A 12,971-nucleotide genomic window follows, 5' to 3' on the forward strand; every position below is an offset into this window, starting at 1 on the left:
CGATGGAACTCGTCCTGTCCCTGGGGATCGGCGTGCTCGCCGCCTCGGGCGTGTGGCTGCTCCTGCGGCCGCGCACCTTCCAGGCCATTCTCGGGCTGTCGCTGCTGACCTACGCGGTGAACCTATTCATCTTCGCCATGGGCCGCCTCAAGGTCGGGGCCGCGCCGGTCCTGGCCTCCGGGACCGACGCGGCCGGGATCGCCGATCCGGTGCCTCAGGCCCTGGTGCTCACCGCCCTCGTCATCAGCTTTGCCCTCACCGCCCTGTTCCTCGTCGTCCTGCTGGCGGCGCGCGGCGTCACCGGCAGCGACCACGTCGATGGCCAGGAGCCCGGTCGGCGCGAGCAAGGTCTGGGGAAGTCCGGCCGATGAGCGCCTGGAGCGATCACCTCCTCGTCCTGCCCATCGTGCTGCCCATCGCGGCCTCCGGGATCATGCTGTTGCTCGATGAGCGGCGAAGCGGCCTCAAGGCGGCGATGAGTCTGGCCACGGCGGCGGCGCTCCTCGTCGTCGCCCTCGCCCTCGCGGCGCAGGTGACGGACGCGCCCCTCATCTATCGCCTCGGCAACTGGGCGGCGCCCTACGGCATCGTCCTCGTGGCCGACCGGCTCTCCGTGCTGATGCTGCTACTCACGGCGGTGCTCGGCCTGTTCGCCCTGGTCTTCGCCGTGGCGCGCTGGGACCGGGCGGGGCCGCGCTTCCACGCACTGTTCCTCCTCCTGCTCATGGGGGTGAACGGCGCCTTCCTGACGGGAGACCTGTTCAACCTGTTCGTGTTCTTCGAGGTGATGCTGGCCGCCTCCTACGGCCTCGTGCTCCACGGCTCCGGCGAAGCCCGCATCCGGGCGGGGCTCGCCTACATCGCCGTGAACCTCATCGCGTCGCTGTTCTTCCTCGTCGGCGTCAGCCTCATTTACGGGACCATGGGCACCCTCAACATGGCCGACCTCGCCCGGCGCCTGTCGGGTCCGGGGAGCGAAGACGTGGTGTTGGTCGAGGCGGGCTGCGCCGTGCTCGGCCTCGCCTTCCTCATCAAGTGCAGCGCGTGGCCCCTCGGGTTCTGGCTGGCGCCGACCTATGCCGCCGCGAGCGCGCCGGCGGCGGCCGTCCTCGCCATCCTCAGCAAGGTCGGGGTCTACGTCGTGGTGCGCCTGAGCCTGCTGCTGTTCGGCGCCGGGGTCTCGGAGGGGTTCGGCCAGGGCTGGCTGTTCGCCGTCGGCCTCGCCACCGTGGCGTACGGCACCCTCGGGATTTTGGGCGTCCGCGACGTCATGCGGGCGGCGGCCTATGCGGTGATGATCTCGTCCGGCACGGTGCTGGGCGCCCTCGGGACCGGCAACCGCGCGGCCCTGTCGGGCGCCCTATTCTACCTCGTTGGCTCGACCCTGGCGGCGGCGGCCCTGTTCCTGCTGGGCGAGATCCTCCAGCGTGGGCGCGATCCCGCCGCCGCGTCCCTCGCGGTCTTCGCCGACGAGTACCGCGATCCCTTCGACGACGAGGGGGCGACGGAGACCGGCCGGGTGATCCCGGCGGCTTCAGCCATCGCCGGGGGCGCCTTCCTGCTCTGCACCCTGATGCTCGCCGGCCTGCCGCCTCTGGCCGGCTTCATCGGCAAGCTCGCGATGTTCTCCGGCCTCGCCGCCGGGGCGATGCCGGGCTCAGCCTGGGCCTTCATTTTTCTTCTCACCGTCTCCAGCCTCGGCACCCTGGTGCCCCTCGTGCGCCTCGGCATCCTGGGGTTCTGGGTGCCGCACGACGATCCCGATCCGGTGATCGGCCCCCTGGAATTCACCGCCCTCGCGGGACTTCTCGGAATCTGTCTTGGCCTCAGCCTGTGGGGCGGGACGGGGCTCGCCTACACCGACCGGGCCGTCGAGGGGCTGTCGAACGCCGCCGGCTACATCCACGCCGTCCTCGGGGAGGGCACGCCATGAGCCGGCTCCTGCCCCACCCCCTGCTGTCCCTCGCCCTCGCGGTGATGTGGCTGCTCCTGAACGCCCCCGTGACCCCGGCGACGCTCCTCCTCGCGGGCCTCGTCGGCTGGCTCGTGCCTTTCGTCATGCTGGCCCTGCGGCCCGACGCCGTTCGCGCCCGCGCGCCGGGCGTGATCCTCCGCCTCGCCGGGACGGTCCTGGTCGACGTGGTGCGGTCCAACATCGACGTCGCCAAGGTGATCCTCGGCTTGAACCGGGGGGAGCGCCGCACGGGCTTCGTGTCGATTCCCCTCGACCTGCGCGATCCCTACGGCCTGACGGTGCTGTCGATCATCATCACGGGGGCACCCGGCACCCTGTGGGTCCAGTACGAGTCCGCCACCGGTCGCCTGCTCCTTCACGTCCTCGACCTCACGGACGGCGACGACTGGGTCCGCCGGATCAAGGATCGCTACGAACGTCCGCTTCTGGAGATCTTCCGTTGAGTGCGCCGCTCATCCTCGCGTATGGCCTCGGCCTCGCCCAAGCCATGCTGGTCCTCGCCATGGCGCTCGCCGCCTGGCGCGTTCTGCGCGGTCCCCGCGCACAGGACCGGGTGCTGGGCCTCGACACGGTCTACCTCAACGGGATGCTGACCATCATGGTGCACGGCCTGCGCACCGGTGACGGCCTTTCCTTCGAGGCCGCCCTCGTCATCGCCCTGCTGGGTTTCGCCGCGACCCTGGCCCTGGCGAAGTTCCTGATGCAGGGCGAGGTGATCCAGTGACGGACACGGATATTCCCCTCTGGGCCGCCTGCCTCGTGGTCGCCCTGGCACTCGGTGGCGCGGGCTTCTCCCTCATCGGCGCCATCGGGCTGATCCGTTTGCGGACCTTTTACGAGCGCGTCCATGCCCCGACCCTCGGGGCGACCCTCGGCATGGCCCTCATCGTGGCCGCCTCGGTGGTGTTCTTCTCGATGGACGAGGGACGCTTGGTCCTGCGCGACCTCCTCATCGGCCTGTTCCTCACGGTGACGACGCCCGTCACCCTGATCCTGCTCGGCCGCGCGGCCACCTACCGTGACCGCACGGAAGGCAACGCCGACGCGCCGCCGGATCCGTAAGCCCCTTCAAACGCGTTGCGACCGGCGGCACCCCGTGAGGGGCGCCGCCGGTCGATGACATTGCTTCAGCGACGCGGGAGGGAATGCAGCGCCTTCAGGAACACGTCCACGTCGTGGCGGGTGTTGTAGAAGGCGAGCGAGGCCCGCACCGACCGCTCGACGCCGAACCGGCGCAGGGCCGGCTGGGCGCAGTGGTGGCCCGAGCGCACGGCGATGCCGTGGGCGTCGAGGTGCTTGGCCACCGCCTCGTTCTCGTGCCCGTCGACGACGAAGGACATGACGCTGGCCTTCTGACGGGCCGTGCCGATGAGACGCAGGCCCTTCACCTCGGCGAGGCCGGCTTGGGCGTATTCCAGGAGATCGTGCTCGTAGGCGGCGATCCCCGGCAGACCGACGCCCTCGAGGTAGTCCAAAGCCGCCCCGAGGCCCACCGCGCCGGCGATGTCGGGGGTGCCGGCCTCGAACTTCTCCGGAGCGCCCTTGTAGACCGTCTTCCCGAAGGTGACGTCCTCGATCATGTGGCCGCCGCCCTGCCAGGGGGGCATCGCCTCCAGCAGGTGCTTCTTGCCGTAGAGGGCGCCGATGCCCGTCGGGCCGAACACCTTGTGCCCCGAGAACACGAGGAAGTCGGCGTCCAGCGCCTGCACGTCCAGCGGAATGTGCGGCGAGGATTGCGCCGCATCCACCAGCACCGGAACCCCGTAGGCGTGGGAGAGCGCGATGATCTCCGCCACGGGGTTGATGGTGCCGAGCGCGTTGGCGACATGCGTCACCGACACGAGCTTGGTGCGCCCCGACAAGAGGGCGGCGAACTGCTCGAAGATGATCTCGCCGCGGTCGTCGACGGGGATCACCCGCAGGGTCGCCCCCGTGGCCTGGGTCAGGAGCTGCCACGGCACGATGTTGGCGTGGTGCTCGATCTGGGTGACGATGATCTCGTCGCCCGGACCGATATTCGCGCGGCCGTAGGAATTGGCCACGAGATTGATCGCCTCCGTGGTGCCGCGCAGGAAGACGATGTCGTCCTTGCTCGGCGCGTTGAGGAAGCGCCGCACCTTCTCGCGGCCGCCCTCGAACAGGTCCGTGGAGCGCGCCGCCAGGGTGTGGGCGGCCCGGTGGATGTTCGAGTTGTGACGGGCGTAGAACTCGCTCGTCGCGTCGATGACGCTCTGCGGCTTGTGCGTGGTGGCGGCGTTGTCGAGCCAGATCAGCGGATGGCCGTTGACGCTCTGGTGCAGGGCCGGGAAATCCTTGCGCACGCGCTCGACGTCGAAGGGCGCGGCCACGGGGCTCGTGCCTTGCGTCGAGAGATGCGGCGCATGGCCGTGACCTTGGCCGTATCCCGGTTGCACCCGGGGCGAGGTGCTGCCCGGCCGGCTGCGGTCGGCGAGGAAGTAGTACTCGCCGCCCTGCGCGTACGGCTCCTCCGCGATCTCGACCTTGCTGGACGCGTCCCGGCGGGTCGATGCCGGCGCGGGGCGCTCCGTCTCGCCGCCATGGCTCCCGGGCGCCGCCGGCACCAGGGATGGGGCGAGGCCGTGCGCGAAGCCGTTCGCCCGCGGATGGTCCGTCGCGACGGTGTGGTGGAGGTCGACGCCGCCCGGGAAGGCGGCGGCCACCTCGGGCACGCTCGGCACGAAGAACTCCGGCAGAGCCCGCCCGGGGCTCTGCGCCTCGGGATGGACCGACGGGAAGGCGGATGGCTGGACGAAGCCCGGGCCTTGGGCGAAGCCCAGACCTTGGGCGAAGCCCGGACCCGACAGTCCGGCCAAGCCGACCGGCGGCGCGCCGAACGAGCGCGCCCCCAGCTTCGAAGCGTCGGGCTGCAAGCCCGACGGCAGGGCGCCCGACGGGAGCGAGGGCGTGCCGAGATCCGCGCTCGGGGCCAGGGGGTGGCCGAACCCTTGAGGAAGATTCTCCAGGGCCTGCGGCGCTTGCGGCGTCTGCGGCAGGTTGGGGGTCAGGGGCGCGGACGCCGCCTGACCTTGGCCGTAGATCTCGCGGGCGAGGCGCCCGACGAGATCCGCATGCGCCGCGTCGCCGAACACACCCGTAGGAAGACTGCCTGTAGGAAGACCCGCGGACGGCGCGTTAGGCGTAGTCATGGTAGTTGCCCAGGAGCACGTTATCGAGACGGGCGATGGCGTCCTCGACCAGCACGGCGGCCGAGAAGTAGCGCGTCACGAGGTGCGAGGCGATGGAGTGGTCGTTGGTGCCCATGTAGCGCACGGACAGGCCGGTCTCGATCTCGCCGGTGACGCCGGACTTCTGCAGGCCGACCACGCCCTGTTCGCCTTCGCCGACGCGCAGGAGCAGGATCGAGGTGGTCTGGGCGCCGGTCACTGGATCGATGTCGATGGGCAGCTTGTCGCTCGGCACGATCGGCACGCCGCGCCAGGTGATGAAGGGCGAACCGAACAGGTGGATCACCACCGGCGGCACGCCGCGGCGCGTGGCTTCCCGACCGAAGGCCGCGATGGCGCGGGGATGGGCGACGAAGAAGGCGGGCTTCTTCCACACGAGCGTCAGGAGCTCGTCGAGGTCGTCCGGGGTGGGGGGGCCGCCACGGGTGGGGATGCGCTGGCGCTGGCTGACTTCGTGCAGCAGGCCGAACTCGGAGTTGTTGAACAGCTCCCACTCCTCGCGCTCCTTCACGGCATCGACCGTGAGGCGGATCTGCTCGCGCAGCTGGTCGATCTCGTTGGAGTAGAGATCGGTGACGCGGGTGTGGGTGTGCAGGATCGTCTGGATCGTCGAGAGGTGATACTCGCGCGGATCCTCCTCGTAATCCACGAAGGTGGTGGGCAGGCGCGGCTCGCCGGTATGGACCGCCAGCAGCTCGATGCCCTGCTCCCCGTGGGAATTGGTGTGGCCCTTCAGCCGGTCACGCTCCTCCACGTACTGGGTGATGCGCGAACGGATGCCCTCGTCCTCGATGGCGGAGCGGTCGAGGGTGAGGAGGGTGACCGTCGAGAGGGCCTTCACGGCGGGGGCGGGCGTATTCTCGCCGACGAGGTCGCCGTCACCGAAATAGTCGCCGCCGGTGGCGAGACCCTGGCGCAGGCGTCCCTTGAACGGGCCGGACAGGGTGAGCTCGACGGTGCCGTCGGCCACCACCGTGAGGCTGCGATTGGTCGAGCCTTCCTCGGCGATGATCTCGCCGGCCTTGTGCTGCGAGGCCGTGAACTTGGAGGCGAGGGCGGCGAGCTCGTTGTCGCCGAGCCGGCTGAACAGCGGGATGCGACGCAGGGAGGCGGGACGCACCGTGCGGGTGCTGCCCTCGTTGGACAGCTCGATCCGGCCGGGCTTCGCCAGCACGACGGCGCGACGGTTCACCCGGTAGACGCCGCCGGCGACGTCGACGAAGGGCAGCAGGCGATGGAACCAGCGCGGCGTGTTGGCCGCGTTCTGCACCGAGGTGACGGTCGCGGTGGCAAGATTGCGTGCCGCAGAGGCGCTCACGCTCAGACCGGGTCCACTCATGTCGTATCGTCTCCGTGTGACGGGGCATGGGGCCGGTACGACGCGAACGGGTTCGCATCGGAGCCGCGCCTGACGCGCCCGCTTCGTTTCGTGATGTCGTCTGCCACCGCGAAGGCATTTCGCCGCAGGGCGTCATCGGTTTAGCTAGGGTTGCAGAGGGGCGTCAATGGAACGGTTTTCTATATTTATTATACGGCAGAGATTAGTGCTCTATAGGTTGCCGGCAAGCGTAAATATCAATCCATATTGGGCGGCTATAAGAGAAAAATCATCCTTCAAGTGGCGCTTTGTCGGTCGGCTTGAACCAAAAGATTTTTTTAAATTCCGTCACCGAAGAACTGGTCCATGCTCAGAGCAGGGGGCTCCGCGGTCCTGAGCTGCGACACCACCCGTGCCGGCACGCCCGCCACGGTGGTGTGGGCGGGCACGTCGTGCAGGACCACGGCCGCCGCGGCGACCTTCGCCCCCTCCCCCACCCGGATGTTGCCGAGCACCTTGGCGCCGACGCTCAGCAGCACGCCGCGCTCGATCTTCGGATGGCGGTCGCCGCTCTCCTTGCCGTTGCCCCCGAGCGTCACCGATTGCAGGATCGAAACGTCATCGGCGATCACCGTGGTCTCGCCGATGACGACGCCCGTGGCGTGATCGATGAACACCCCCGAGCCGATCCGCGCGGCGGGGTGGATATCGGCCCCGAACACCTCCGAGATCCGGCTCTGAACGTGAAGGCTCAGGGTCGCCCGGCCCTGATGCCAGAGCCAGTGGGCCACCCGGTAGCCTTCGAGGGCGGCGAGTCCCTTGTAGAACAGGAACGGGTCGAGGTAGCGCCGGCAGGTGGGATCGCGTTCGCGGATGGCCACGAGGTCGCGCACGGCATGCGCCCCGGCATGGGGATCGGCCTCGAAGGCCGAGAGGCACAGGTCGCGCATGGAAAGGCGGGCCAAATCGCCATCGCCGAGGCGGTGGGCGAGGCGATACGCGAAGGCGTGGGCGAGGCTCGGCTGATCGAGCACCGTCGCCTGGATGATGCCGGCATAGAGCGGCTCCTCGACGATGGCGGCCTCGGCTTCCGCCCGCATGGCCGTCCAGACCTCGGCTTCCACAAGGGTGTGGCTGACGCTGCGCAGGGATGGTGGCGTGAGGCCGGCGCGGGTGATGCCGACCTGGATGGCGCTCGTCATGTGGTTCGAGTCCGTGGTGGGATAGGAGTGGGCGCGGATCAGGCGACCCGTGTGAACAGCGAGGCGATGTACCCGATGAGAATCCTGTGCCCGGCGAACTCGACATCGACGGCGACGTCGTCGCCCCGTGCCGGATGGATGCCGACCACCCGCCCGGTGGCGTGGCGCCAGATGCCGAGGGCTTCCGCCACGTCGAGTCTCGCGAACACAACCTGATCGCCATGAGCCATGGTGCTGTCTCCCTAGGGGCCGGCCCGCCGAGGCGGTCCCGAGCCGTGGTGTAAATGTTCTATTTTGCGGCCGCTTGAGGGTTTGATGTACTAAAAGTCTTCGATAGTAGAGTATATTTGTTTGTATTTCTATCATTATAGGCTCGCGAGATCGAATAGAAAAGATGGTTTCGTGCGTCGGGCATGTGTTGTCTTGGGTTCGGGGCGGCGCATGCTGTGGCATCCGGCTGCGGTGGTGCCTGCGGCACGGCCCGACGGCGCGCCGGGGTAAGGCCCTGCGGGATCGAACCGAGGCGGGGAGGATGCGGCGACCGAGCGGGCGCGTTCGCCGACCAGGAACCGGCTCCAGCAGGGCGACACAGATCCGCCGGGATGGCGGTCCGATCTCCTTTCGTCGTCGAGATCCGGCCGCCGGACCGGCGCGGACGGACACCCACGTCGATGGATTGGCTCCTCGAGGGGCAACGGACGGCGATGATCGAGCCTCTGCATGGGCCCCGCCAGCAGCGCGCCCCGAATCGCGGCCCCCACTCGCACCACGCCCCGGGGCTTCGGGACTGAGGCCGTGATCGTTTCAGGATGCGGCAAGCCCCGCGCGCGGGGCTTGCCGAAACGACCGGCGGCGGATACCCCAATGGGGCGTTTTCGTCGCCGTTTCTGTCCCTCGATCATGGGACACGATTCGGACCGAACGCCACGCCGTTGATGTCAAACGGTCGGGGCCTGTAGCTCAATGGTTAGAGCCGACCGCTCATAACGGTCTGGTTGTAGGTTCGAGTCCTACCGGGCCCACCACCATTTCCCCTCTGTAGGGAGATAGATTGGCCCTCTCCCCGCGGGGTCCATTCGAGGGTACCGGAACCGAAACCGGAACCGCAAACGTGCGAAAGCCCCGCTCGGAGGCCCTCCGGCGGGGTGATAGGCGACAGCGCCTGGCCAGTTGAAGCACCGGGGGGCCAGGCCCCGGGGTGGTTTGCCCAGATCGGCTGTGACGTCGCGAGACCAGCCTGCCCCCGCCCTCGTGTCCCGATCCAGGCCACGCCCTCAAACGGCGTCCGGCCCCCCTAGCCCCACGCGGTCGACCGTCCGCCCCACGAGGTCGAGCGCCTTGTCGATCCTGCGGACCTCGGCCTCATCGCCGGCGTCGAGGGCCTCGACGCGGCGTCGCCCGAGGATCCGGACCTCCTCCATCCGTTCGGCTACGGCGACCGCCTCCGAGGCTTCCCGCCGCGCCTCGGCCTCGTCGGCCCAGTCGTGTGCCTCGGTGCTCAGCCAAGGATCCTCGACGCCATCCTCGATCGTGGCGCGGACCGCGAGCTTGCAGCGGCGGCCGTCCCGGCCCTGCAGCGGCAGGAATGCCCAACCCGGCAGCAGCAGGTAGGACAGGGCGCCAAGCTCCAAGGTGAGCGGATCTCCCGCTTTCACCCGAACGAGGGGGTGGACAACGTCGTTGCGGCGGGCGGCCCACAGCGCAGCGCCGAGCCCAACCTGGGCGTCGACCGCCAAGGCCTTCACGCGAGCGGCAGTGATCCCAAGGACGTCGGCCGCCTCGGACGCGAAGGCACAGACCGGGTCGCCGGCGGCGTTCTCGATAACGGCGAGGGCCACCTCGGGGCAGGCGCGATGCGACTTGGATGTCTCGGGCTTCAGCCATGAATCAACGGTCGCCTCGCTCGCGCGGGCGATGCGCGCGACATCGGCCTTTGTCAGGGCGAGGCGCTGCATGAGGGAAGCGAGGCGTACACGGTTCGACACGGCTTGGCTCCTGGCGATGCGGGTCAGGCGAAGAGGGCGGAGAAGGCGGCCTTGTCGGCCAGCTCGACGAGGGCGCCGTCACGGACGACGTAGTAGCCGTAGGCGTTGTCCTCGAAGGCCGCGTCCTCGGTGAGCTCGATGTCGAACCGGACCTTGTTGCCGTTGTCCCAGAACTCCGTGCCGCGCAGGAAATGCCGGGCGAACCCGTAGCGGGCGTCCTTGCCGGTGACCCGGGCGAGCCAGGCGCGGTCGCGGCGGCCCTTGCCGGTGTGGAACGTAAGCGTGGTGGTCTTGGGGGCGGCAGGAGCAGCCGCCTCGGCGCGGGCCTGCGCCCAAGCCTGGCGGAGGGCGTTCGGGAAAAACTGGCGGGCGCACTCGGGGGTGAGGTCGAACGTGAGCGCCCTGTTGCGGGCGATCTCCCAGGCGGTCCGGAAGAGCTGCGACTTGTTGATCTGCTGCGCCATGGGTGCCTCCTTCGCGTTAGGAGGTTATAGGGTACTATGTACCTTGTGTCAACCACGTTAGGTACAATGTACCTCAATGCGATCGGGGGCCGCAAACGCTGACGGTTGGCTAATTACGCCGCATTTGCGGCGGGGATGCAGGCCCAAGACGTTAAGCCCGAGGTAAGCCGCGGCCCACCAATCTTCCCCCTGTGATCAACGGGGAAACACAATACAATGCCAACAACTAGAGAGATTGGGGCCGCTGTTTTTGCGGCTCTCACCGACGATGACAAGGTCAACCTGCGCGAAGCGATCGAGGAAGCTCATAAGTCCGAGCAAGGCGACGGCGACGACACTTGGTACATCGAGATAAGCAACGCGGGATTCCCGATCCCGGGAAGCCGCCACGAGCCTGTAGACGACCGCGACATGATCCGAGCTTGCGCGATGATTGAGCGGGCTCACGAGATGGCCCGTGGCCAGGCGCCTATGATGGCGCTGGTCGACCACGACGACGTCCGGGCCATGATCGGGGGGGCATTCAACTGGTCCGAGGTCGCCCGCATCGAAGCCCTCTTCACTCAGGCGCGCGGGGTGCGGTCGTGAACATGGAACCCTACTCCGAGCACCGTGTGCTTCACGGCGAAGTATACAACTGGTGCAAGGCGAGCTTGATGGTGCCGGATCTTGAGCCAGAGCGTCGCGCGCAGATCGAAGAGATCCACACGCAGGCGAACAGGCGCGCCTGCTCCATAATTCCTCACGAATACGAACAGATACGCAAGAACAACGCCCTCGCGCTGAAGGAGCTCGCGTGGCTCCGGTCGGATCCCCGCGTCGACATCGGGAATGCCTACTGAAAGAGGGGACTCCGCACCCGTCCAGGCTTGCCGCGCGGACGGGTGCTGTTCGAAGATGCGGGCATGCCAAACGATCAAAGCCCTGAGTTCTGGTGGGCAAGCGTTGATGAGGGCGAACCCGAGCCGGTCGCCCTCTGGCGCGAGGCCGGCTTATGCGAGGAGCCGCCCCAGCCTTGGGGCGCCGAACGGCTCGGGCACGAGGGCATCCTCTGGCCCGAGCGGGTTCGCCTCATCGCACGGGCGGTCTCTCCGGAGCCCGGCCGTTAAGGATGACCGGCGATCTGCGCTTGGCTGTCCCTCATGGCGACACCGGCAGCCCGTGGAGCATCTTCAGCTTGCGGGGCAGCTTAGGCCGGTCGAGGCAGGCCCCCTTCACAGCCTGCCGCTTGGCCTGTGCCATCGTCACGACATCGCGGGGCGCCCATCCGTCGTAGAGGGTCCCTCCGTTCCGGGTCGTCACGATGATGTAGAAGGTCCCATCGGGCTCGCGGTCAATTTGGATCTGCGCACCCTTGTGGGTGCCCCAGAAATGGCGGGCGGACTGCTGCTCGATCCTCACGACCTCCTCCCCCCGAACGTGATGGCCTGCGTGTAGAACGGCGCCCCGGGCGCGCGGGGCTGCCTCGGCTCGGGCGGCTCGGGTGGCGGAGGCGGCCGCCACCGGACACCGAGGTCCTGGTCAGCGAGCTGGCCGAACTGGCGGATCTCTCGATCGGCCTCGGCGGTCTCGGCCTCGGACATGATCGCCAGCGTCGGCCTGCCTCCGTAGCAGGACTCTGCGAAGTCGAGGCTGACCTCTTCGAGGGTGTTGTCGCTGTAGTCGACCTCCGTCTGACCGAGGCGGATCCACCGCACCTCACCTTCGATGGCGAGGAAGTCCACGATCCGCTGCGCCATCGCGACCGAGACGTTGCAGTGGTAGTAGTCGCGGGCCCCGTCGTAGGGCAGGCACACGATCGCGTCGTAGCAGGCCCCGTCGACCGGCTCGTAGCCCTCGGCGCGCAGCCAGGCCTTCACCTGGTCATCGAAGTGGGGCCACGCCGCGAGGCCGGCCGGGCGGAGGTAGAGGGCGCACCTCATGCCCGCCTCCTCGCCCTGGCAATCGCCGCCCGGCGCTGCGCCCGGTTCGGCCCGGGCTGCTCGTCTGTGAGATGGGCGAGCCGCCGGACGAGGGGCGTCATGTGCTGCATGGTTAGCCGGACCTCTTGGCCATCATTGTCGAGGATGCGTCCCTTGAGGGATTGGACCGCGTCACGCTCGCGATTGCGGAGGCGGGCCATGATCGCCTCCGCGCGAATCCCGGCTTGCGTAAGTCGCGGACCCTCTGCCCACCGCTGGAAAGCTTCCTCGCGCTGGGTCTTGACGTCGTCCGGCGCGATGGGTCCCTCGCCCACGACCTTCATAAATTCTTTGACGGCCCCTAAGGAGACCTGCCGATCGGCCGGCATTCCAAGCTCGCGCATCCTCTCCTCGATCTCGGCGAGCATCTGCTTAGATGGATCCGCCGACGATGGGGGCGCCTCCCTCCTTTCGGGGACCATCGCCTGAAACACCCGGGCTTGCTCGGGCGTCGCGACGTAGACCTCAACGTCGTCCAAGCGCGCTGTCCATGGCAGGGTGCCAGACCTGAAACTCAATCCTTCTGTCCGGGCACCCTTCAGCAACGCCCTAGGGCCTGTCGTCGCTTGAACGGATTGGCGCGTTTTGCGTTTTCGTCTCTCTGATTGCGGGAGGGACGATGCTGAGCGACGCGCAATGGTCTGAACTGGAGCCTCTGGTCGAGGCGTGCCGGCCCAAGGCCAAGACGCCGCCGCAGGACCTGCAACGCACGCTCTCGGCGATCCTGTGGCGGCATCGGAACGGCGCCAAATGGCGGGCGATCCCGGAGGAACTGGGTCCGTGGTGGCGGGCCGCCCAGATCTTCATCCGCTGGTCCCGGGCCGGTGTCTGGGAGCGGCTGCTCAGCCTGGTGCAGGAGC

17 protein-coding genes and 1 tRNA gene are annotated in these 12,971 nt (G+C 68.4%); 9 read left to right on the plus strand and 9 right to left on the minus strand.

Annotated features, from left to right (window positions below):
• Positions 1-2: 2 nt before the first annotated feature.
• Genes BM249_RS12960 through mnhG form a run of 5 tightly spaced genes read left to right on the plus strand, consistent with a single transcriptional unit; the run spans position 3 to position 3,037 of the window.
• Positions 3-371 carry a Na+/H+ antiporter subunit C gene (locus tag BM249_RS12960; RefSeq protein WP_091972433.1) on the plus strand — a complete coding sequence of 123 codons (369 nt, stop codon included), beginning with the start codon at positions 3-5 and terminating at the stop codon, positions 369-371.
• Complete coding sequence (locus BM249_RS12965; protein WP_091972435.1) at positions 368-1,933, plus strand: monovalent cation/H+ antiporter subunit D; 1,566 nt, start codon at positions 368-370, stop codon at positions 1,931-1,933. The genes BM249_RS12960 and BM249_RS12965 overlap by 4 nt, the downstream gene beginning before the upstream one ends.
• On the plus strand, positions 1,930-2,418 hold the full coding sequence (locus BM249_RS12970) for a Na+/H+ antiporter subunit E (RefSeq protein ID WP_091972437.1): 489 nt from the start codon (positions 1,930-1,932) through the stop codon (positions 2,416-2,418). The genes BM249_RS12965 and BM249_RS12970 overlap by 4 nt, the downstream gene beginning before the upstream one ends.
• Positions 2,415-2,699, plus strand: coding sequence for a K+/H+ antiporter subunit F (locus tag BM249_RS12975; protein ID WP_091972439.1), 285 nt, complete (start codon positions 2,415-2,417; stop codon positions 2,697-2,699). Before BM249_RS12970 ends, BM249_RS12975 begins: the two co-directional genes overlap by 4 nt.
• A complete protein-coding gene (gene mnhG / locus BM249_RS12980) occupies positions 2,696-3,037 on the plus strand; it encodes a monovalent cation/H(+) antiporter subunit G (protein ID WP_091972440.1) in 342 nt (113 codons plus the stop codon). Before BM249_RS12975 ends, mnhG begins: the two co-directional genes overlap by 4 nt.
• Before the next feature lie 65 nt (positions 3,038-3,102).
• On the opposite strand, the gene BM249_RS12985 is transcribed toward mnhG, so the two are convergent.
• From BM249_RS12985 to BM249_RS13000, 4 genes are all read right to left on the minus strand, one after another.
• Complete coding sequence (locus BM249_RS12985; protein ID WP_091972441.1) at positions 3,103-5,142, minus strand: family 2A encapsulin nanocompartment cargo protein cysteine desulfurase; 2,040 nt, start codon at positions 5,140-5,142, stop codon at positions 3,103-3,105.
• The gene (locus BM249_RS22145; RefSeq protein ID WP_091972442.1) at positions 5,129-6,520 is read right to left on the minus strand and encodes a family 2B encapsulin nanocompartment shell protein; all 1,392 of its coding nucleotides are present in this window, start codon (positions 6,518-6,520) and stop codon (positions 5,129-5,131) included. Before BM249_RS22145 ends, BM249_RS12985 begins: the two co-directional genes overlap by 14 nt.
• Positions 6,521-6,837: 317 nt before the next feature.
• Entirely contained in the window at positions 6,838-7,701 is an 864-nt protein-coding gene (gene cysE, locus BM249_RS12995) for a serine O-acetyltransferase (protein ID WP_091972443.1), read from the minus strand.
• 38 nt (positions 7,702-7,739) lie between these two features.
• A complete protein-coding gene (locus BM249_RS13000; RefSeq protein ID WP_091972444.1) occupies positions 7,740-7,931 on the minus strand; it encodes a hypothetical protein in 192 nt (63 codons plus the stop codon).
• Between the two features lie 719 nt (positions 7,932-8,650).
• Here BM249_RS13000 and BM249_RS13005 point away from each other — a divergent pair.
• Positions 8,651-8,726: transfer RNA gene (locus BM249_RS13005), tRNA-Ile, on the plus strand.
• 249 nt (positions 8,727-8,975) lie between these two features.
• Here the strand turns inward: BM249_RS13005 and BM249_RS13010 are convergent.
• The gene (locus BM249_RS13010) at positions 8,976-9,656 is read right to left on the minus strand and encodes a hypothetical protein (RefSeq protein WP_091972445.1); all 681 of its coding nucleotides are present in this window, start codon (positions 9,654-9,656) and stop codon (positions 8,976-8,978) included.
• A gap of 53 nt (positions 9,657-9,709) precedes the next feature.
• Positions 9,710-10,150, minus strand: a complete 441-nt coding sequence (locus tag BM249_RS13015; RefSeq protein ID WP_091972446.1) for a hypothetical protein — start codon at positions 10,148-10,150, stop codon at positions 9,710-9,712.
• 216 nt (positions 10,151-10,366) lie between these two features.
• Between BM249_RS13015 and BM249_RS13020 the strand changes: the two genes are divergently transcribed.
• Both BM249_RS13020 and BM249_RS13025 read left to right on the plus strand, forming a co-directional pair.
• Positions 10,367-10,738 carry a hypothetical protein gene (locus BM249_RS13020; protein ID WP_091972447.1) on the plus strand — a complete coding sequence of 124 codons (372 nt, stop codon included), beginning with the start codon at positions 10,367-10,369 and terminating at the stop codon, positions 10,736-10,738.
• 2 nt (positions 10,739-10,740) lie between these two features.
• Entirely contained in the window at positions 10,741-10,992 is a 252-nt protein-coding gene (locus BM249_RS13025) for a hypothetical protein (protein ID WP_091972448.1), read from the plus strand.
• Between the two features lie 298 nt (positions 10,993-11,290).
• On the opposite strand, the gene BM249_RS13035 is transcribed toward BM249_RS13025, so the two are convergent.
• The 3 genes from BM249_RS13035 to BM249_RS13045 are packed head-to-tail and all read right to left on the minus strand — an operon-like array spanning position 11,291 to position 12,479.
• Positions 11,291-11,551, minus strand: coding sequence for a hypothetical protein (locus BM249_RS13035; protein ID WP_091972458.1), 261 nt, complete (start codon positions 11,549-11,551; stop codon positions 11,291-11,293).
• On the minus strand, positions 11,548-12,072 hold the full coding sequence (locus tag BM249_RS13040; protein WP_091972459.1) for a hypothetical protein: 525 nt from the start codon (positions 12,070-12,072) through the stop codon (positions 11,548-11,550). The genes BM249_RS13035 and BM249_RS13040 overlap by 4 nt, the downstream gene beginning before the upstream one ends.
• Positions 12,069-12,479, minus strand: coding sequence for a hypothetical protein (locus BM249_RS13045; protein WP_143103758.1), 411 nt, complete (start codon positions 12,477-12,479; stop codon positions 12,069-12,071). The genes BM249_RS13040 and BM249_RS13045 overlap by 4 nt, the downstream gene beginning before the upstream one ends.
• Positions 12,480-12,730: 251 nt before the next feature.
• Between BM249_RS13045 and BM249_RS13050 the strand changes: the two genes are divergently transcribed.
• Positions 12,731-12,971 (plus strand): transposase (locus tag BM249_RS13050; protein WP_143103759.1); only part of this gene is annotated, 241 nt, incomplete at its 3' end.

This window comes from Methylobacterium gossipiicola, from assembly GCF_900113485.1.
GTDB classification, from domain to species: Bacteria; Pseudomonadota; Alphaproteobacteria; order Rhizobiales; family Beijerinckiaceae; genus Methylobacterium; species Methylobacterium gossipiicola.

Excerpts from the sequence above, each read along its gene's own strand:
- BM249_RS13020 (WP_091972447.1), top strand. The coding sequence starts at position 10,367 with ATGCCAACAACTAGAGAGATTGGGGCCGCTGTTTTTGCGGCTCTCACC.
- BM249_RS13015 (WP_091972446.1), bottom strand. The coding sequence starts at position 10,150 with ATGGCGCAGCAGATCAACAAGTCGCAGCTCTTCCGGACCGCCTGGGAG.
- BM249_RS13040 (WP_091972459.1), bottom strand. The coding sequence starts at position 12,072 with ATGAGGTGCGCCCTCTACCTCCGCCCGGCCGGCCTCGCGGCGTGGCCC.
- BM249_RS12985 (WP_091972441.1), bottom strand. The coding sequence starts at position 5,142 with ATGACTACGCCTAACGCGCCGTCCGCGGGTCTTCCTACAGGCAGTCTT.
- BM249_RS13025 (WP_091972448.1), top strand. The coding sequence starts at position 10,741 with ATGGAACCCTACTCCGAGCACCGTGTGCTTCACGGCGAAGTATACAAC.
- BM249_RS12970 (WP_091972437.1), top strand. The coding sequence starts at position 1,930 with ATGAGCCGGCTCCTGCCCCACCCCCTGCTGTCCCTCGCCCTCGCGGTG.
- BM249_RS13010 (WP_091972445.1), bottom strand. The coding sequence starts at position 9,656 with ATGCAGCGCCTCGCCCTGACAAAGGCCGATGTCGCGCGCATCGCCCGC.
- BM249_RS13045 (WP_143103758.1), bottom strand. The coding sequence starts at position 12,479 with ATGCTCGCCGAGATCGAGGAGAGGATGCGCGAGCTTGGAATGCCGGCC.
- BM249_RS12960 (WP_091972433.1), top strand. The coding sequence starts at position 3 with ATGGAACTCGTCCTGTCCCTGGGGATCGGCGTGCTCGCCGCCTCGGGC.
- BM249_RS12965 (WP_091972435.1), top strand. The coding sequence starts at position 368 with ATGAGCGCCTGGAGCGATCACCTCCTCGTCCTGCCCATCGTGCTGCCC.
- BM249_RS13000 (WP_091972444.1), bottom strand. The coding sequence starts at position 7,931 with ATGGCTCATGGCGATCAGGTTGTGTTCGCGAGACTCGACGTGGCGGAA.
- cysE (WP_091972443.1), bottom strand. The coding sequence starts at position 7,701 with ATGACGAGCGCCATCCAGGTCGGCATCACCCGCGCCGGCCTCACGCCA.
- BM249_RS22145 (WP_091972442.1), bottom strand. The coding sequence starts at position 6,520 with ATGAGTGGACCCGGTCTGAGCGTGAGCGCCTCTGCGGCACGCAATCTT.